General features: G+C 64.9%; 17 protein-coding genes. 7 read left to right on the forward strand and 10 right to left on the reverse strand.

The window, feature by feature from the left end:
• Positions 1-313 precede the first annotated feature (313 nt).
• A complete protein-coding gene (edd, locus tag RS897_RS10855; RefSeq protein ID WP_315836560.1) occupies positions 314-2,125 on the forward strand; it encodes a phosphogluconate dehydratase in 1,812 nt (603 codons plus the stop codon).
• Positions 2,126-2,331: 206 nt separating this feature from the next.
• Here edd and RS897_RS10860 read toward each other — a convergent pair whose 3' ends face one another.
• The gene (locus RS897_RS10860) at positions 2,332-3,585 is read right to left on the reverse strand and encodes a hypothetical protein (RefSeq protein WP_315836561.1); all 1,254 of its coding nucleotides are present in this window, start codon (positions 3,583-3,585) and stop codon (positions 2,332-2,334) included.
• Between the two features lie 324 nt (positions 3,586-3,909).
• On the opposite strand from RS897_RS10860, the gene RS897_RS10865 reads away from it, so the two are divergent.
• The 3 genes from RS897_RS10865 to RS897_RS10875 are packed head-to-tail and all read left to right on the forward strand — an operon-like array spanning position 3,910 to position 6,464.
• A complete protein-coding gene (locus RS897_RS10865) occupies positions 3,910-4,584 on the forward strand; it encodes a response regulator transcription factor (protein WP_315836562.1) in 675 nt (224 codons plus the stop codon).
• On the forward strand, positions 4,581-6,059 hold the full coding sequence (locus RS897_RS10870) for a sensor histidine kinase (protein WP_315836563.1): 1,479 nt from the start codon (positions 4,581-4,583) through the stop codon (positions 6,057-6,059). Before RS897_RS10865 ends, RS897_RS10870 begins: the two co-directional genes overlap by 4 nt.
• Positions 6,060-6,077: 18 nt before the next feature.
• The gene (locus RS897_RS10875; protein ID WP_315836564.1) at positions 6,078-6,464 is read left to right on the forward strand and encodes a hypothetical protein; all 387 of its coding nucleotides are present in this window, start codon (positions 6,078-6,080) and stop codon (positions 6,462-6,464) included.
• Between the two features lie 15 nt (positions 6,465-6,479).
• Here the strand turns inward: RS897_RS10875 and RS897_RS10880 are convergent, their stop codons facing one another.
• On the reverse strand, positions 6,480-7,445 hold the full coding sequence (locus RS897_RS10880) for a type III secretion system effector protein (protein ID WP_315836565.1): 966 nt from the start codon (positions 7,443-7,445) through the stop codon (positions 6,480-6,482).
• Between the two features lie 303 nt (positions 7,446-7,748).
• Between RS897_RS10880 and RS897_RS10885 the strand changes: the two genes are divergently transcribed.
• Positions 7,749-8,537 (forward strand): alpha/beta fold hydrolase, encoded by a 789-nt coding sequence (locus RS897_RS10885; protein ID WP_315836566.1) that lies wholly within the window; start codon positions 7,749-7,751, stop codon positions 8,535-8,537.
• A gap of 10 nt (positions 8,538-8,547) precedes the next feature.
• Here the strand turns inward: RS897_RS10885 and RS897_RS10890 are convergent, their stop codons facing one another.
• The 6 genes from RS897_RS10890 to RS897_RS10915 form a co-directional block, all read right to left on the reverse strand.
• Entirely contained in the window at positions 8,548-9,378 is an 831-nt protein-coding gene (locus RS897_RS10890) for an ABC transporter permease (RefSeq protein ID WP_315836567.1), read from the reverse strand.
• Positions 9,379-9,556: 178 nt separating this feature from the next.
• On the reverse strand, positions 9,557-10,861 hold the full coding sequence (locus tag RS897_RS10895) for an IS4 family transposase (RefSeq protein ID WP_315830777.1): 1,305 nt from the start codon (positions 10,859-10,861) through the stop codon (positions 9,557-9,559).
• 199 nt (positions 10,862-11,060) lie between these two features.
• Positions 11,061-12,149: an extracellular solute-binding protein gene (locus RS897_RS10900; protein ID WP_315836568.1), complete on the reverse strand. Its 1,089-nt coding sequence runs from the start codon at positions 12,147-12,149 to the stop codon at positions 11,061-11,063.
• A 33-nt stretch (positions 12,150-12,182) separates the two neighbouring features.
• On the reverse strand, positions 12,183-13,217 hold the full coding sequence (locus tag RS897_RS10905; protein WP_315836569.1) for an ABC transporter ATP-binding protein: 1,035 nt from the start codon (positions 13,215-13,217) through the stop codon (positions 12,183-12,185).
• Positions 13,214-14,002 (reverse strand): ABC transporter permease, encoded by a 789-nt coding sequence (locus RS897_RS10910; RefSeq protein ID WP_315836570.1) that lies wholly within the window; start codon positions 14,000-14,002, stop codon positions 13,214-13,216. The genes RS897_RS10905 and RS897_RS10910 overlap by 4 nt, the downstream gene beginning before the upstream one ends.
• A gap of 91 nt (positions 14,003-14,093) precedes the next feature.
• Positions 14,094-14,723, reverse strand: coding sequence for a TIGR00725 family protein (locus tag RS897_RS10915; RefSeq protein WP_315836571.1), 630 nt, complete (start codon positions 14,721-14,723; stop codon positions 14,094-14,096).
• Between the two features lie 104 nt (positions 14,724-14,827).
• On the opposite strand from RS897_RS10915, the gene RS897_RS10920 reads away from it, so the two are divergent.
• Positions 14,828-15,610 (forward strand): DeoR/GlpR family DNA-binding transcription regulator, encoded by a 783-nt coding sequence (locus tag RS897_RS10920; protein ID WP_315836572.1) that lies wholly within the window; start codon positions 14,828-14,830, stop codon positions 15,608-15,610.
• Between the two features lie 91 nt (positions 15,611-15,701).
• Positions 15,702-16,088 (forward strand): NUDIX hydrolase, encoded by a 387-nt coding sequence (locus RS897_RS10925; protein ID WP_315836573.1) that lies wholly within the window; start codon positions 15,702-15,704, stop codon positions 16,086-16,088.
• A gap of 484 nt (positions 16,089-16,572) precedes the next feature.
• Here the strand turns inward: RS897_RS10925 and RS897_RS10930 are convergent, their stop codons facing one another.
• Positions 16,573-18,168: an ABC transporter substrate-binding protein gene (locus tag RS897_RS10930; RefSeq protein ID WP_407654462.1), complete on the reverse strand. Its 1,596-nt coding sequence runs from the start codon at positions 18,166-18,168 to the stop codon at positions 16,573-16,575.
• Between the two features lie 185 nt (positions 18,169-18,353).
• Positions 18,354-18,986, reverse strand: coding sequence for a TetR/AcrR family transcriptional regulator (locus RS897_RS10935; RefSeq protein WP_315836574.1), 633 nt, complete (start codon positions 18,984-18,986; stop codon positions 18,354-18,356).
• Positions 18,987-19,068 lie beyond the last annotated feature (82 nt).

Here is a 19,068-nt window from a genome sequence, read left to right on the forward strand (position 1 = left end):
ACCGGGCTTGTCCCGGTGATCTCGCTTAGGGACGCGGTGCGCCCCTTATCGGGGTTGCCGGGACAAGCCCGGCAACGACAAAGGAAGGTGATCGTGTCGTGGTGAAGGGGCGTTTCCTGCAAGCCCACATGATGGGCACGGCGCGCCTGCTGTCACGCGGGTGACAATGCGAAGTCACATCCCGCCTTGGCGGAACAGCACCCGCACGGAACAACACTTGCAAGACAATCCGCGCCGCCGGTTTGTCGCGCCGCCATAACTTGTGCGCAGTCCGGTTGTAGTCTGGGTTTCAACCTCCGGATGGAGCGCAACCATGGTCCAGTCAGCGATCGCGGCGGTCACCGCCCGCATCATCGAGCGCAGCAAGCCGACCCGCGAGCCGTATCTCGGCCGCCTGGATGCGGCGGCGCGCCGGGGGCCGCGGCGGGGCGTGCTCGGCTGCGCCAATCTTGCGCACGGTTTTGCGGCATGTGGTGCCGGTGACAAGGCGGCGCTGGCCGGCGACGTGGTCCCAAATCTTGGGATCGTCACTTCCTACAACGACATGCTCTCGGCGCATCAGCCCTATGAGCGTTATCCCGCGCTGATCAAGGACGCCGCGCGCGCGGCCGGTGGCGTGGCGCAGGTGGCGGGCGGCGTGCCGGCGATGTGCGATGGCGTGACGCAAGGACGTCCCGGCATGGAGCTGTCGCTGTTCTCCCGCGAGGTCATCGCGATGGCCACGGCGATTGCGTTGTCGCATGACATGTTCGACGCCGCGGTGTTTCTTGGGATCTGCGACAAGATCGTGCCGGGCCTGGTCATCGGCGCGCTCACGTTCGGCCATCTGCCCGCGGTGTTCGTGCCGGCGGGGCCGATGCCGTCGGGCATCGGCAATGATGAGAAGTCCAAGGTTCGCCAGAGTTACGCCGAAGGCAAAGCCACGCGCGCCGAACTGCTGGCCAGCGAGAGCGCCGCCTATCATGCGCCGGGCACCTGCACGTTTTACGGCACCGCCAATTCCAACCAGATGCTGATGGAGGTGATGGGCCTGCATCTGCCGGGCGCGGCCTTCGTCAATCCGGACACGCCGTTGCGCGATGCGCTGACCCGCGCCGCCGCCACACGGGCGCTGGCGATCAGTGCGCTCGGCAACGACTACACGCCGATCGGGCACGTGCTGGACGAGCGCGCCTTCGTCAACGGCATCGTGGCGCTGCATGCCACCGGCGGCTCCACCAATCATGTGATGCATCTCACGGCGATGGCGAAGGCCGCCGGCATCGCGGTCACTCTCGACGATTACGCCGAGCTCTCGGAAGCCGTGCCGCTGCTGACGCGGATCTATCCCAATGGCTCTGCCGACGTGAACGCCTTCACCGCGGCAGGCGGCACCGGTTTCCTGATCCGCGAGCTGGTCGGCGCTGGCCTGGTGCATCCGGACGCCCGCACCGTGTCGGGCGCGCCGCTGGCAGAGTATGAGCAGGAGCCGTGGCTCGATGGCGAGGTGCTGCGCTGGCGCTCGGCACCGAAACAAACGCGCGACGACACCGTGTTGCGTCCCGCCGCGCGTCCCTTCGCCGACAATGGCGGGCTCAAGGTGCTGGACGGCACGCTGGGCCGTGCCGTGATCAAAATCAGCGCGGTGAAAAGCGAACATCATCATGTGCGCGCGCCGGCGCGGATCTTCCACGCCCAGGAAGAGCTGGAGCAGGCCTTCAAGGCCGGCGAGCTGTATCGTGATCTGATCGCGGTGGTGCGTTTCCAGGGGCCGCGCGCCATCGGCATGCCCGAACTGCACAAGCTGACGCCGCTGTTGTCCTCGGTGATGGCGCGCGGTTTTCAGGTGGCGCTGGTCACTGACGGGCGCATGTCCGGCGCCTCCGGCAAAGTGCCCGCCGCCATTCACGTCACCCCCGAAGCCGCCGAGGGCGGCCCCATCGCTCGCCTGCGCGACGGCGACATGATGACACTCGATGCGGTTGCCGGCACGCTGACCGTCGAGGTGGACGCGGCGGAATGGGCCTCGCGCCCGCTCGCCACCCATGACCTCAGCGATAACACCCATGGCATGGGCCGCGAGCTGTTCGGCGTGTTTCGCGCGGCGGCGTCGGGGGCTGCGACGGGGGCGAGCGTGTTTGGGTGAATTGTTGGCGACCTTGTCGTTATGCAGCTTGTCCCCATACTCTGCTGTCATGCCCGCGAATGCGGGCATCCAGTACGCCCGGTACGAGTTGAGCGAACGCAGTGCACACCACGAAGGCCTGCGTTTACTGGATCGTCCGGTTAAACCGGACGATGACACTGAGAGTGGCGATACGCTTCAGTTCTTGGAAGCTTATCCCGCCACCCTTATCTCCCCCCACCCAGCGCATCGAACGTGCCGCGGATCGTGAACATGAAATTATGTCCCGACCTGTCGGCGCCGGGCGGGGTGTTGTCGCGGGTGGTGGGTTGCCAGGATTTGCTGGCGGCCTGCTTGTAGGCATCGCGTTCCGCAATGGCTGCCAGATAACTCTCGCGGTCGTGCAGCGTGCCCACCTTCTGCTCGTCGTTGGCGCCGGTCGCGGCGCTTGGCGAATAGGTGTAGGTGATGCCGACATCGAGATCGACTGCACTGGTCACGCGTTTGGCGTAACGCAGGTCGAGATAGCCGAAATACTGCACCTGGCCGAGATTGGACATGTCGGGTTTCGCCAGCCCGGCAATGGTGCCGGACACACCCGCGCTGCGTCCGTAACGGGAATAGTGCAGGCCCAGTGCCGGCACGGGGACGTCGAAGAACACGCCCTTTGGAATCACCTGCGCGCCGCCGATGAACATCTCGCGGTCCGGCAGCGCCGCCAGCTGGATCGGCAGCAGCTCTTCGGTCGCCCCGATCACCGGGCGGCGCAGCGGCAGGATCGAGCTTGCGCTCAGCTTGATGAACGAGATCGGCAGGCCCAGCTTGACGGTGGCTGATGCATCGAAGCTCACGCTTTGCAGCAGCTGTTCGACGTCGCCCCGGCTCAGGCCGCGCCGCTTGGCGAAACGCACGACGGTGTCGATCAGCTGGCGGTTGTCGTAATGCAGCCGCAGCTTGAAGTCGCTGCGCAGCACCTTGAAGACGCTCGCGCTTCCCACCACGCCGATCTGCGACGGGCTGATGCTGGTGCTGGTGACTTTAAGCGCGATCTCGGTGGGGCTGTCGAACTGCGAGGGATAATCGGTGGCGAGCTCGAGCGTCGCCTTGGCTTCGCCGAACAAAGTCAGGGTGCTGAAATCGGGCGAGAGCGTCGTGTCTTTCAGGCGCAGTTTCAGGCTCGGTTTTTTCAGGCCGCCGCCGACGGTAGGCTGCGGCCGCCGGGCGTCGCGGTCGCGCAGCGGATGCAGTTGGTCACCGACCAGGTTGGTGGCGTTGCCTTCAGCCGGGCCCGGCACATCCGCGGCGCGGTAGATGTCGCCCAATATGTCGAGAATGTCCCGGCCGCCGCGGGTGAAATCCATCACGACGCCGGCTGCATCGTCCAGCCGTTTGAAGATCTTGGTCAGGTTGCGCATCGTCCCGACGATGCCGCCGTCTTCGGGCGGGCGCATGTGCAGCCCATCGAGAGGAGTGCCACCCATCGTCGACCTTTCTTAGCCGCGAAGCTGGGGGCGCGCCTGCGCCTCGCGCGACAATGTCCGTATGTTTTGGTCTTTCGGCCATGCCCAGTGGTTCGAAGGCCGGGACGGGGGCGGCCAGCGCCCTGCGGCCGATTGTCCGGCCAGTCACCAAAAAAGTTCCGTTTCGCAAGATTGCTGCAATTGAAGGCAACGAGAGTGCGGCGGTCGCTCGCGTTCGGCCCCCCCCCGGGACAAACGAGAGGCTGGGGTTGCCGGGCCCGTCGCCCGGCCGCCGTCCCGTCGTGAAAGTCGTCCACCCGTGCAGTCTCATATGGAATGTCGTTGATGCGGATTCTGGTCGTCGAGGATGAACCGGAGATCGCGTCCTTGCTGCGAACGGCATTGGAGCGCCAGGACATCGTGGTCGACCATGTCGTGCTGTTGGCCGACGCGGAGGAGGCCGCGCGGCGCGGCGTTCACGACGCCATCATTCTCGATCGGCGGCTGCCGGACGGGGACGGCCTGACACTGGTGCCCCGGCTTCGGTCCCTGGGCGTGGCCATCCCGGTGATCGTGCTCACCGCGCGCCGCGACCTGCCGGATCGTATCGAGGGGCTGAATTGCGGGGCGGACGATTATCTGACCAAGCCGTTTGCGCTGGAGGAGTTGCTGGCGCGGTTGCGCACCGTGCTGCGCCGGGCCGCAGGCCTTGGCGTGAACGAGGTCCGGTTCGGCACCCTCACCTTCAATCTGCACCATCGCGCGGCGAGTGTGGCCAACAGTCCGGTGCATCTGTCGCGGCGCGAACTGCTGGTGCTGGAAACGCTGATTCGGCGCGGCGGGCGAACGGTCTCGCGGTCGGTGCTGGAAGAGGCGGTGTACGGTTTCCAGGAAGAAATCCAGCCGAACGCGATCGATCCGCATGTGTCGCGGCTGCGCCGCAAGCTCACCGAGGCCGGCGCCGCAGTGGAGATCCGCAGCGTGCGCGGCATCGGTTATCTGTTGCGGCAGCTGCCATGAGCACCAGGAGCGACAAGACCGGCAAACGGCCGGGCTCGCTGCACTGGAGGCTGGTGCGCAACCTCCTGGCGCTGCAGGCAGTGGTGTTCGTGCTGCTGCTCACCCTGATCATCGTGGTGCTGAGCCTCAACGAGGTGGAGGACGACGCCGCCATTGTCGATGCCGTCCGCGGCGCGGTGTTTCGCGATGCAGCCGGCGCATTGGCGTTTCGCGACACGCCTGATTTGGCCAAGCTCCGCCTCGTCCGTCCGACGCTTTGGGTCGTGGTGCGCGATCAGGCCGGCGTGATGGCGTCATCCGGCGACGTCCCTCCTGAATTCAGGGGAGACTTCGGCGGTCCGCTCGCTGCGGCCGACCGGGCCACGGTCAGTTGGGGCCTCGGCAGTTCGAGCCCGACGGCTTCTCTCAAGCGGCTGACCACCGACGCCGGCCTGGTGCAGATCCTTGCCGGCACCGGCGAGCGCCGGCAGCGCGCCAAAACCGTCGGCCTGGATCTGGATGTGCGGCTGGAGGTGGCCGAAAACGCCGGCGGCCTGGAGACATGGCTGCGGATCCTGGCGGCGCTGGCGCTCGTGTTCGTGGTCAGCGGCATCTTGCCCGTGTTTTTCATCATGGGCGCGGCCACGATGATCGCCACGCCAATCGTGGTGCGGCGGGCGTTGGGCGGGCTGGTCGAAACCGCCGATCATGCGAGCTTGATCGATATCGATCGTCTTGCCGTTCGCCTGCCGATCGGTCGGGTGCCGACGGAGGTGGTGCCGCTGGTGCAGGCGGTCAATCGCGCGCTTGATCGCCTCGATGAGGGGTACGACCGCCGCAGCCGGTTCATGGCCGACGCGGCCCATGAGCTGCGCACGCCGATCACCATCCTGCAGACGCGGCTTGAGCTGCTGCCGCCCAGTCCCGAGCGCACCCGCCTGATCGAGGACGTGGCGCGCCTTGCCTTGCTCGCCGAACAATTGCTCGATCTGCAGCGCCTCGACCACCTCGATGCGCTCACCCCGCTCGACCTCGTGGCGCTGGCCCGGCATGTGGTCGAGGACATGGCGCCGCTGGCGATCGGCGCCGGTTATGATCTCGCGTTCGAGCCGGAGCAGGCCAGCATCTGGGTGCCCGGCGACCGGATCTCGCTGGAACAGGCGCTGACGAATCTGATCCAGAACGCCATCGAGCATGGCGGGCGCAAGGGCGTCATCACCGTTGCGGTGGACGGATCAGCCGCGGTCGAGGTGCGCGACGAAGGCGCGGGCGTCCCGCTCGAAGAGCACGCGCGGATCTTCGAGCCGTTCTATCGGCTGCACCCGCGCACCACCGGCGCCGGGCTCGGCCTCAACCTGGTGCGCGAAATCGCCAAGCGGCATCAGGGACGCATCAGCGTGGTCGACAGGCCGGAGGGCGGCGCGTGTTTCCGCTTCGCGCTGCCACGCCACATCGAAACGCCCGCTCCAGAGCCCTCCCACTCATCTTGCATCTGAAATCAGGAGTTTGAAGTGATGTCGTCCCGGATCAATGCGGCGCGTTTCGGCGCGCTGCTTTCGGCTCTGGCGTGTCTTGTGGTCGCCGGCTGCGCCTCGCAAGTCATGAAGTCCTATGTCGGACAGCCGATTGAATCGGCGATCGCCGACTACGGGCCGCCGGTCAATTCCTTCGCATTGGACGACGGCCGCCGCGCCTTTCAGTGGCGGCAGGTGCAGACGTCAGTTGTGCCGGGACAGACCCGTGTGGAGGTGCGGGACACTCGCCATGGCGAACGTTATCAGGCCACCACCACGCCCGGTCATGTGGAAAGCCGCGAGTGCTTTTATACGCTTTACGCGCGTTCGATTGACGGCCGCTGGATCGTCAATGATTTCCGGCAGCCGACGCTGTTGTGCGAATGAAGTGGCTGCCGAACTCTATGGCCTCGGATGCGGACCCTGACCCCCACGCGGACCATCGCCTCCACGCGGAGCGGGCTGCAGCGGCGGGGGCCAGCCCTCCCTGATCGGATTCCACCACGCGACCGTGGCCGGGATATCGCGCAGGCGGTTGAAAAAGTCTCGCTGTTCACTCCGAAATCTCTCCAGAACGCGCATATGGCGGCCTCTGTTGAGAAACGTTTCTGGATTTAGCAGGGGTGTGAAGGCCTGGTGATTGGCGCGAAGCTGCCGCGATCCTTTCTCGGCGAGGTAGATGTTACTCAGCACGACGGCGATAAACTCCTCCTCATCGCCGTATCCTTCATCCATTGCAGGCGGGTCATCGAAGTCGCGCACCCCTCTCATGGCACGGGAGGCGTGAACCAGTTCGTGAAACAGCACCTCATCGGCCCCGACTCCCACTCCCGTCTTGCCGGAAGTGCCGGTGACGAGGTGCGTCGCCGGATCATAGGTCACCGGACCCCACATCGACGCGGTGTACTCGATCACCGCGGTGCCGCTGCGGGTCGCGCCTGCGGTTGCATTAGGCCCCCATTGCGGAAAGATAGGGTTTTTGTTTCTGTAAGGCGTCTTGCCGAAATTCCAGTATGGGAAAATCTTGACCGTGGAATCGGCCGCAATGATTTCCCGCAGCAACGCTGTGCCGGCCTGCCGTTTCAGGATTTGATCGAGTTGGAAGAAAACGCCTCTGATGTGCCGATCTCTCTGGCTCCGGTAACTCCAAATGTTGACGTCGAGATTCCGGATCAGGGATGGGTCGAATCGATAGAGCCACAGAGGAAAAGGACGGTAGGTGACAACGATGATGCTGTCGGCTCCATACTCCACTTCCGGGGGTGAGAGCAGGCCAAGGCAGTCTGCTGGCCGCTCCCGCCGGAGCATGTCTTTGATTTTTCGCGACCAGTTCAGATAGCTGCGGCGGGCTTCGCTTCGGTCGGACATGATGCACGGCTCCTCTTCCGGCGCGCCGATATCGTGGCAAACGAGCATGCGCGTGGATGTCAGCCCGGCGTCAGCCGAACGTCAGCGGGGCGTATTGGTGGTGTCCGGAAGGGCGGAATGGGTCGCCATTACGCCCGCCGCCTAGAACAGGACAGTCACGCGTGAGGTGAGCAGTTGTGCTAGATCGGTGCGACCAACGCAACGATTGCCGGCCGCGCGAACAGGGGATGCACGACAATTCCGGGATCCTATGACACCGGCGTCGTCGTCTCCAAAGACGGCTGTCAGATCGGCTACCGGCAGATGGGCCGTGGGCCGGGTCTTGTTCTGGTCCATGGCGCCATGCAGTCATCGGCAAGCTTCATGAAGCTCGGTACCGCGCTTTGCGATGCGTTCACTGTCATCATCCCCGATCGCCGCGGTCGCGGCCTGAGCGGCCCGCATGGTGACGGCTACGCCATGGCGAAAGAGGTCGAGGATCTCGATGCGCTGCTGGCTGCTACCGGTGCGCGCGATGTCTTCGCCCTGAGCTCAGGCGCCCTGATCACGCTGCAGGCGGCGTTGACATTGCCCGCCATCCGCAGGATCGCGCTGTATGAACCGCCGCTGGTCCTTGACGGTGCGTCGTCGCCGGCGCTGGATTGGGTGCCGCCTTATGAAAAGCAACTCGCCGCCGGGAATCTCGGTGGCGCGATGGCTTGTGCCCTCAAAGGAACGGGCGACCGCGAGCTGTTCACCCGGTTGCCGCGATGGATCATCGCCGCAATGATGGGATTTGCGGTTCGCGCCGGTGCGAAGCAGGGCAGCGCGGAGGCGCCGTCGTTGCAGACGCTGATTCCCACAGTGCATTTCGATGGTCTGCTGGTCAGGGAGATGGCGGGCACGCTGATGCGCTTCAAGGCCATCCAGGCCGACGTGCTGCTGCTCGGCGGTGATCGCAGCATCGCCTATCTGCCGCCGGCGCTCGATGCGCTTGCAACCGTGCTGCCGCATTGCCGCCGTGTCGAACTTGCGGGCGCCGGTCATCTAGCAGCCGACGACGTCGGCACGCCGCAGCGTGTTGCGGATGAGCTGGCGAAATTCTTCTCGTAGAAAACGAGGACTACCCCCGCCGCTTGCCCTTCGGCCGCACCGTCTCGCCCAGCGAGACCACCAGGGCGCAGATCGCGACCAGTACCAGGGACGCGGCGGAGGCCGCGGGAAGATCGGTGCCGGTTTCGGAAATCTTGCTGTAGAGCACCAGCGGCAGGATGTTCACCTGGGTGCCGACCAGCGCGAGAGCCGTGCCGTAGGCGCCGACCGCCACCGCCGAGGTCAGGCAGAAAGCGGCCACCAGACTTGGCAGGATCTGCGGCAGCATGATTTCCACCACTGAGCGGAAGGCATTGGCGCCCAGCGAGCGAGCGGCGATCAGTTGGGTGCGGTCGAAATTGGTGATGGCCGGCAGCACGATCAGCACCACACGCGGCACCAGGTAATAGGAATACGCAAGCCCGAGCCCGATCGGGGAGAAGATGAAGGCGCCGATCACGGTCGGATCGAAGCCGAGCTTGGCCAGGAGAAGTGTGACGAAGCCCGCGCGCCCCAGCAGCAGGATGAAGCCATAGGCGACGATCAGTCCCGAGAATGTCAGCGGCAACGAGATCGCGATCAGCGCCGCGGTGCGCAGATGAGGTGCGACGCGCGACAGGGTCAGCGCGACGCAGAAGCCGATCACCAGCGAGAACAACGGCGCCACGGTGCCGAGCACCAGCGTGCCGCGCAGTCCGTTCCAGAAGATGCGATCGGCGCTGAGACGACCGAATGCCGCACCGCCGTCGGCGAAGGCACCGATCAGCACGGCGCTGACCGGCAGCAGGAAGAACAGCCCAAGCACGGCGATGCCCGGCAGGGCGAACGCAGTCAGGATCGATCGGGGAACGCGGGTGCTCATGGGGTGAAGCACGATGCAGTTGGGTTGACGCGGACTCTCCGCGCCCGCGGCTCACCTCGCCCCGCGTGCGGGGAGAGGTCGACGCGCACTTGCGCGGCGGGTGAGGGGGCGTCACCGCGAGCTCTGTGTCTCGAGCAGCCCCTCACCCCAGCCCTCTCCCCGCAGGCGGCTCTCCGATTCACACATCTTGGAGCCTCAAGGTGGTGCCGTATTTGATGCGCTGGAAGTCGTCGAGACCCCGACGCATGGTTTTTGGACCAGGTTTATCATAGTAACCGGTCCAGCCGCCGAGACGAGCGATGACCCATGCGGCGAAGGCGAGCGATCCCTTCGGATGCGGGTTCTGTTGGCGTGCGGTTTTGCCTTCCAGGCGGGCCGAGACGGCCTCCAGGATTGGTTGATCGGCTGGTTCGAAGGCCTCGAGCAGGCTTTGATCGGTGGTACCGTCGCGAGCTTTGACAAGTTGCATCACCGTGACTGCCGCGATGGCGATGGCCGCGACCAGCTTGATCATGACTTCGGGGTCGGCGATATCGGCCTGTTCGATGCTGAAGCCTGCGGTCTTGATGGTGTGGAAGTATTCTTCAATGACCCAGCGCATCCGATAGAGGCCGACGATCCTTTGCGCATCGGCAAGGCTCCTGACCGTGTGCGTCGTCAGCAACCGCCAATGGATCGGCTTTTCGCCCTCAGTTGCCGAGGTTTCGCGGACATCGACAACGCTCACCGTGGTCGCGGGCGGCAGATCAGAGGCGCCATGCAGCGGCCTGCGCAACTCGACGCGGCCAAAGCGGACAGCCAGTTCGCCCGTGCGCGCCGCCCGTCCCGGAGCCGCCGGGATTTCAACGCTAAAGCGGCCTTGTTCGGGCAGGCTGTCAACGTGCGCGAACAGCAGCCTCGTCTGCTCCTCATCGTCGGCTTCAATCCGTCGATTCTGGCACGCCCGCACGATCAGATGCATGTTGGCCGGACATTGCACGAAGTGCTCGTAGATGTCGCTTTCCCGATCCGATACGCCAGTGATGCTCCGCGCCGCTGCCAGCACCGCACCGGCACGCGCCGTCCCATCGAGCCAGCGCTGCGATTCCTTCTGCGCCGTCGTCCGCGATCGGCGGGATTTGACCTTGCCGCCGCTGCGGTTCCTCACCGGCGCATCGACGAGGCCCAACACCGCACCGGTACCGGCATCCACCGCTAAAACCGCGTGCAGCAACAGCCCACGCAGCGCCCCGCCTTTTCCCACCGGACCGTAGCCATTGGCCTTGGCACGACGACCTCCCAACGCAAGCTCGCTCGTATCCTGCACGACCAAAACATCGCGCCCTGCAACTCGCGCCGCCGTCCGCTCCGCCGCGTGCTCAGCCATCGCTGTCGCCGTCACCGACCCATTGCGAAGAAAGCGCGTAAACTGCATCTCGCCGGCCCGCGTCCCGCCCAGCCGGCGGATGCACGACCCCGGTCGGTCGACCAGCGCCGCGTGCAAACGCGCCCCCCTTTTTCCAGCCGCAGGTCGCCGAACCGCCCCAGGCCAAATTCCAGTCCAGACATCGAACGCTCCGTGAATCATCGAACAACCCACGGAATCAGTGATCAAATCATCTGGCAAGATGTGTGCATACGAGAGCCGCAGGCGGGGAGAGGGAGGGCGCCATCCGTCAACGCAACGCTTTGACCTGAATACCTCACTGCCCGAGCACGGCCTTCGCCCAGCCCGTATCGATCTCACCCTTCTTCGCCACCGCCTTGGCGATATCGATCGGGCGGATCTGCGGCGCGGCCGGCATCTTGTCGGCGACGGAGGCCGGCAGGGCAACACCGGGCACCGATGGGCGCACAAAACCTTCGGCAAAGATCTTCTGGCCCTCATCGGTCATGATGAAGTTAAGCCAGAGCTTGCCGGCGTTCGGGTTCGGGCCGTTCTTCACCAGCGAGATCGCGTAGGGCGCCGCGGCCGACGCCTCCTGCGGAATCACCACGGCGATGCTGTCGCCCATGCCGTCGACATAGCGCGCTTTCAGGCCGTCATTCTCGTAACCGATCCAGATCGGGATCTCGCCCTTGAGGAATTGGGCATAGGGCGTGGTGCCGACCGTGCGCAGCACGTTGCCGGCCTTGGTCAGCTTGCCGAGATAATCGATGCCGGGCGCGATGTCGTCCATGCTGCCGCCATTGCCGAATGCGGCGCCGAACGCCACCACCTGGCCCTGGCCGGTGGAGCGCGGATCGAGATAGACGATCGAACTCTTGTATTCCGGCTTCAAAAGATCAGCCCAGCTCTGCGGCACGTTCTTGACCAGCTTGGTGTTGACCAGGAAGGCGATGTTGAGGGTGTGGATGGTGAACCACTGCCCGCCTGGATGGCGCAGCGGCTCGGGCAGCTTCTCCAGGTTGACCGGTTTGAAATCGGTAACCACGCCCGCCTTGGCGGCATCGAGCGCGGAAGCCGCGAAATAATAGGCGGTGTCGGCCTGCGGCCGGTTGCGCGCCTTGTCGAGGGCAACAACGGTCGCCGCCGATCCCAGGTCGTTGTAAACCATCTCGACACCGGGATAACGCTTCTGGAACGCCTTGAACTGCGCCGCCCAGTTCGCCCAGGTCGGGCCGGTGTCGAACGACACCACGAGGCCTTCCTTCTTGGCCGCGTCGAACAGCGCCTGTTCGCCGGGATAGAGTTCAGCGCCTTCGAAGGCCAAAGCGGATCCGGCTGACAACAGCATGGCGGCTGCAGTCGCGGTGCGGAGCAATCGACGTCGGGTCACTGTTGTGGTCATTGGCAAATCTCCCTCCAGTTTGCACTCATATGATCAGGTGGCCGGCAGCAGCCGGATCGCATCGGGTGGAATCGTCACAGCCGTGACCGGCTCGCGCAGATGGGTTTCGACACGGATCAGCCCGCCGCTGACACTGAGATCGATGCGGCGGATCGGGCCGAGATAACGATCGGCGGTCACGGTACCGCTGAAACGGCCGACCGCATGCGAGTGCACCGTGGCCAGCGGCTCCACACGTTCGGGCCGGACGAACACGGTGACAGGTTCTCCCTTGGATCGGCCGCCGGTTTCGCAAGCGAGCGGCCCCAGCGCGGTATCGACCAGGCCCGTGCCGGCGATCTTGCCGGGCCAGAGATTGGACTGTCCGACAAAGGCGGCGACGTCGGCGTTGACCGGTGTCTCATAGAGCTCGCGCGGCGTGCCGACCTGCAGCAGGCGGCCGTCGCGCATCACAGCCACCTTGTCGGCGATCGACAGCGCTTCTTCCTGGTCGTGGGTGACGAGCAAAGTGGCGATGCCGGCGGAGCGCTGCACCCGCAGGATTTCGTCGCGCATCTCCAGTCGCAGTCCGGCGTCGAGCGCCGACAGCGGCTCGTCGAGCAAGAGGCCACGTGGTTCGAATACCAGCGCGCGGGCCAGCGCCACCCGCTGCTGCTGGCCGCCGGACAGCGCGGACGGAAAATCGTCCGTGCGATGGCCCATGCCGACCCGCTGCAGCATCGTTTCGGCGCGACTGCGCCGTTCCTGTTTGGACAGCCCGCGCACCTTCAGCGGATAGGAGACGTTCTCCCAGAGACGCATGTGTGGAAACAGCGCATAATTCTGGAACACGACGCCGAGCCGCCGCGTCTCCGGCAATTCCGCGCTGACATCCTGGCCGTCGATCAGCACCCGCCCCGATGTCGGCTTGACGAAGCCGGCCAGAAGTTTCAGCACGGTCGACTTGCCGGAGCCCGATGCGCCGATGATGGCGAGCAATTCGCCGCGGCCGATCTCCAGCGAGATGTCGAACACGCCGGTGGTCGTGCCGGGATAGGTGTAGCTCACATTCTCATAACGCAGGGTCATGCGAGGGCCTTTCCCTTGCTGGCGCCGGCAACCTGCGCAGTGATGCTGCTGGCGAGCGAGGCGATGATCGCCAGTGTCAGCAGCACGATGGTGGCCGCGCAGGCAAACCCTGTCGCGCCGTAGAACGCCTGCAGCAGCACCACCGGATAAGTGCGGGAGAGGAACCCCGACACCAGGTTGGACAATTGGAATTCGCCGATCGACAACGCCGCGACCGTCAGTGTCGACGAGAGAAGACTGGTGCCGAGTAGCGGCAGCGTCACATCGCGAAAACGGGCGATGAACGATGCGCCCAGCGTTGCCGCGGCATGCTCGTAATCGTCCAGGCCGAGCTGGTCCATATCGGCGATCAGCGCGGTCACCGTATAGGGCAATGTCAGCACCAGGTGTCCGGCGGCGAGCAGCCAGAAACTGCCAAGCCAGGGCAACGCGTCCGACGAAAACACCAGGATGAAGCCGAACGCCAGCACGAGCTCGGGCACAGTCACCGGCAGGAACGTCACGAGGCGCGCGGCGATCCGCACGCCGCCGCGAGCGCCGGCCTGGATCGCATAGGCCAGCGGCAGGCCGATCAGGATGTTCAGCACACAGGTGGTGACCACGATCTGGAGACTGGTGGTGAAAGCCCGGCGGAAACTGGGATCGGTTGCCACCTCGACAAACCAGCGGGTGGTGAAGCCAGTGGGGAGCAGGGTGTTGCTCCAGCTTTCGCCGAACGAGCCCAGCCCCAGCAGCAGCACCGGCGCTGCCAGGAAAATCAGGTACGCGATGGTGATGAACGGCAACCGGCGCTCCCCCAAACCGAACGTCGTCTTAAAGTGTCGTCACGCGCTTAGCGGCGTTTCATGATGGAACGGTGACAAAATGTAAGAAAATTTACAAACCCAGAATCAACCGATCCGCAATTCGTGCCAGCGCTTCGTCGACGGTCTTCAGTCGCGGCACATTATCGACCTGCGGCGCGTCGGCCAACGCCAGCACCAGCCGGTTGAACTGCAGTCCCAGGGCCATTTCCGACAGCGTGCCGACGCTGCCGCCGATTGCCACCAGTGCCACGCAGCAGCGGGCGATGATGGCGTTGCGGGCCGGGCCGATGCCGGTGGCGATCGGGATCGCCACATAGGCATTGGCGCCCTGCCATTCCTCGTCCGGCAGCAGGCCGATCGGCAATCCACCGCCCGCGGCATGGCCGCGGCAGGCCGCCTCCATCACGCCGGTCTTGCCGCCGCACAGCATTTGCAGGCCATAACGCGCGAGCTCGAGGCCCAGCTCCTCCGCGAGGTCGCACTGCGCCGCGGTGGCTTCGCGCGGCCCGATCACGCCGATCGGAACCCGCCTCAGCCGGCTGTCCGCCGCAAGGCGGGCCAGCGCCTCAATCGCGGTGATCGTTTCGCCCGTTCCAGCGGGACCCGGGCCTGCGCGCCAGGACAATGTGACGGGATCGAAGATATCCCCGTTCTTCACCAGCGTCTTTGCCGCGGGAAACCATTGCAATGCCGTCGTCACGTCCCCTCCAACTCTCCGGGCTAGACTTGCCGTCTTGATGTCCCACCCATCCACGGGTATGTAAGATATCTTACATGAAGGGGAAACATCAAAGGGAAAGCCGCATGGCCGGCGTGAACGGAATATTCGACGGGATCACGCTGCGGCAGCGCCAAATCATCCAGATCGTTGGCGAAAAGGGCTTTGCCACCATCGATGCCCTGGCCCAGCATTTCGAGGTCTCGGCGCAGTCGATCCGCCGCGACATCATCCAGCTCGACCAGGGGCGTTTCCTGCAGCGCTTCCATGGCGGCGCGGGCTTGCGCGATTCCACGGTCCGGCTTGGTTATGCCGAGAAGCATGGTCGCTCGGCCGAAGGCAAGGCGCGGATCGCCAGCGCCGCCGTTGATCTCGTGCCCGACGGCGCCTCGGTGTTTCTTGATGTCGGCACCACCGTGGAGGCGGTGGCGCGCAGACTGCGCCATCGCAACGGCCTGCGGGTGTTCACGTCGAGCCTCGCCGCGGCGATGATTCTCGCGGGACACGACGACATCGAGTTGCATGTGTTCGGCGGCACATTGCGCGGTCCGGACGGATCGCTGGTCGGCGCCGCCACCATCGCGGCGATCTCCGACATCCATTTCGATTGCGCGTTTCTCGGCTATTCCGGCTTCGATGACGACGGCGCGCTGATGGACTTCGATCTCGACAAGATCGCCGTCAAGCGTGCGGCGTTGCGCCGCGCCACCAAGGCCATTGCGGTCGGCGATGCCACCAAGTTCTCCCGCCGCGCGGTGGCGCGGTTGTCGCCGCCCGAGGATCTCGCGCACCTCATTACCGACGGCAAGCCGCCGGCATCGCTGTTGGCGGCGTTTCGCAAGGCCAACCTCGCGGTGACCGTGGTGTAGGCGCTGCGCGGCGGGTACCAGTAGATTCATCAGGTCTGTTTCGCCGCGACGCGTGGCGCTAAAGCGGACGAAAGCGGGAATCAGTATCGGAATGGCGAAGTCGTCTAAGCTCGTTGCCGCCAAGCGCGGCAAGATTCTTCTGGTGAGGCGTTGCGCCGATGGACTCTGGATGTTCCCCGGTGGGCGCAGACGGGCGCAGGAATCCGAGAAGGATTGCGTGCGGCGTGAAATCCGCGAGGAGCTGCCGGGACTCAAGCTCGGCCGCCTCAGCCTCTGGAAAGAGATCAAGACCAAGAACAAGCTCTCGGGCCGGAGGATGAGCGATGCCATCTTCATTGCGAAGAATGCCAAGGGCAGGCTGACCATCGGCGACAAGAAGGAAATCGATCGCGCCGTGTGGCAAAAGCCGCGCGCCGTCCGCCTGACACCGACCTCGCGCTACATCCGCGACCAGCTGTTTCCGCGGAAGCCGAAGTAGGCGCTTCCGCGACACGTGCGAGCACAACGAGTGGGTGGCAAGGCGTTTCATCCTCTCAGTGTCGTCCCCCGGCTCGACCGGGGGACCCAGTAAGCGGCACGGTCAATTGCTGGAACTCCGGGGCCAGACGCGGTGGCCACGAGGGCTTTGCCACCTCTTCATCCTCATTACACGCGCTGCCGGATACTGGATCGCCCTAGTACCCGGAATCAGAGCTGAGTGATACGCGATCCTCTGCGGAAGAAGGGGCTTCTCTTGCTAGCAGAATCATCCTGACCTTGAATCGCGACTCACGTTCCAAGAAAAGGGGGTACTAGCAACTCGGCTATGCCGAGTTGCGTTCTTTTATGCCGCAAGTCGGAAACATCCGACTTGCGGTCCTTCGGCCGGGCGATGACACCGCGTGTGGAGCGAAGCGTTTAAGCAGCGAGCGCCTCGGCTCAACCGAGCCCTTCGCCGTCCCCAAACATTCCTCCACGGCAGCTCAGCCCTTCGTCAGATAGCGGAAGTCCGGCTCGCGGGAGGGCCAGAACTGGTAGCCGCCGATGGTCTTCTGCATCGCGACGTCATGCAGCGGCTGCACGATCGGGATGACCGGCATATCGCTTTCGGCCAGCGCCACGAAAGCTTCGACATTCGCCTTGTACTCGGCCGGATCGTTGCTGAGGCGCGCCGCGTCGATCAGCTTGTCCATCGCCGGGTTCTGGTAGCTCGAGATGTTGAAGATCGAATTGCTGCCGTGGAAGTTCCAGAAGAAGTAGTAGTCCGGGAAGTCGAGCCATCCGCCAAAGCGGTTGATCGCCATCGGATGGATCTTCTTGTTGAGCTCGCCGCGAAAATTCGCGCCCGGAATTTTCGACAGCTCGACCTCGATGCCGATCTCCGCCAGCGCCTCCTTGAGCAGCACCGCCATCGGCTCCGCGATCGTCGCCGCGCCGGAATCGAAGATCAGCGAGGTCTTGACGCCGCCGGGCGCGGCTTGCGCCACCAAGTCCCTGGCCTTGACCGGATTGAATTCATAAGGGAAGGGCTGCGGCCAAAGGGAGGTCGGCCTGGCGGGGCCGCCCCACATCGCCACGCCGCGCCCGAACAGCGACGCCTGCATGATTTTCTCGTATGGCATCGCCCAGGCCACGGCCTTGCGCAAACGGACGTCGGTGAATGGTCCGGTCGCGGCGTTCAGCGCGACATACCAGAGTGCGTTCGGCACCGGCACGCCGACGACCTTGAGCTTGCCGGCGTCGAGCAGATTCTTGAAGTCTTTCGGCGGCAAGCCGTAGGAGATATCGGCATCGCCACGCTCGATCAGCGCCCGCCGTGTCGCGGGCGAGGGAATTTCGCGCGCGATGATCCGGCGCAGCGACGGCAGCTTGCCGGATGTCCAGTCGTCGTTGCGCACGTAGATCGTCTCGCTGCCGGGCTTCCAGCTCTCGACCTTGAACGCGCCCGAACCCGCGACATTGTTCTTGAGCCATTCCTTGGCCCACGGGTCGTCGCCGCCATTCCTGATCGCGAGCTCGCTGTCGATCACGAACGGGATGGTGACCGCGAGGTTCGGCAGGGTCAGTTTGTCCTTGCGCAGGAAGTCGATCCGGAACGTCTTGTCATCGACCACGACGAACTGCTCCGGCTTCTCCAGCGAGCCCGCCGCCATTTGCGTCCTGGCGAACCCGCCGATCGCGATGGCCCGGTCGAGCGACCATTTCACATCCTTGGCCGTCACCGGCCGGCCGGAATGGAATCTCGCCTCACGCAGCTTGAAGGTGATGCTCATGCCATCAGGCGCGATCTGCCAGCTCTCGGCCAGCTCCGGCTCGATGTCGGTCATGTTGAAGGTGCTGCCGTCGCCGCCCGGCAACGGCACGGGCTTGAAGCGGATCAACCGGTCGTAGCAGTTCAGTGCCACGCCATTGATCGGCTGCGACGAACCAATGCCCTGCATGTCGAGGCTGTTGGGGCCGTATTCCTGTACCAGCAGCAGCGTCTCGTTGCGGCTCGGCGCCTGGGCTTTGGCGGGTATGCGCGTCATGAAGGGTGCGGCGAGGCCGGCGGCAAGGGCGGTGCGGCGGGTGATTGTCATCGAGTCAATTCCTACGGTAAGCGACCAAACGCCCCCATGAGGTGGCGGTCCGACTCCATGCACGGAGTATGCCGCTCCGGGCGCCTGGTCAGCGTGCAGGAACAACCCGTCTCAACGACCCCCACGTTCGTCGCCGACGAAGAAGTGGGCGAGTGCGGTGAAGCGCAACGCCTTGTGAAGCTGGATCAGGCGGAGCGCACGCCCAGCAGACTGCTCGCGACCTGGCGCCGAATCGCCTCGCGCGTCTCCTGGAGCAAAGCGGTCCGCACCGAAGCCTTCTCCTGCGGGATCTGCGACACCAGCTTCAGCATGTGCAGGAGAACGATGGCCTTGGTCTCGGCGTTGGCCTGGGGCAGTCGTTGTGACGCCGCGGTCAGGATCGCGGCGATGCGCCGGCGCATGTCGCCGCGCAGTTTCGATCGCAGGTTGGCGCGATCGCTGCGGCTCTCCACGAACGCCAGCACCGCGTCCCGCTCCGGCAGCCGTCCCTGCATCATCTCGATCAAGGCGTCCGCGATCTGGTCCGGCGAGAGCTGCGCTGCGCGCGCTTCGATATCGTCGAGGGCGGCCCGCAGCCTTTCCCAATGGCGGGTGAGCAGCGCGTCGGCCAGCACCTCCTTGGTCGGGAAGAAGCGATAGAGCGAGCCGATGGCGGTGTCGGCCCGTGCGGCGATCTCCGTCATCGTCGCCGCGTCAAAACCTTTCTCGGCAAACACCGCGGCGCCTGCATCCAGGATCGCGGCCACGCGCTGGCGGCCGCGTTCACGTTTTGGTGCAAGGGCGGCGGCTGGCTGGGTTATTGACTTTTGCGAGGGCATCCTCAACTATCCAATATGCGAGACTGTCCTCGCATATCATTCCCTTCAGATCACGTCATCCGGCTTTCACGAATCCCCTTCA

Source organism: Bradyrhizobium prioriisuperbiae (genome assembly GCF_032397745.1).
In the GTDB taxonomy this organism is placed as follows: Bacteria; Pseudomonadota; Alphaproteobacteria; order Rhizobiales; family Xanthobacteraceae; genus Bradyrhizobium_A; species Bradyrhizobium_A prioriisuperbiae.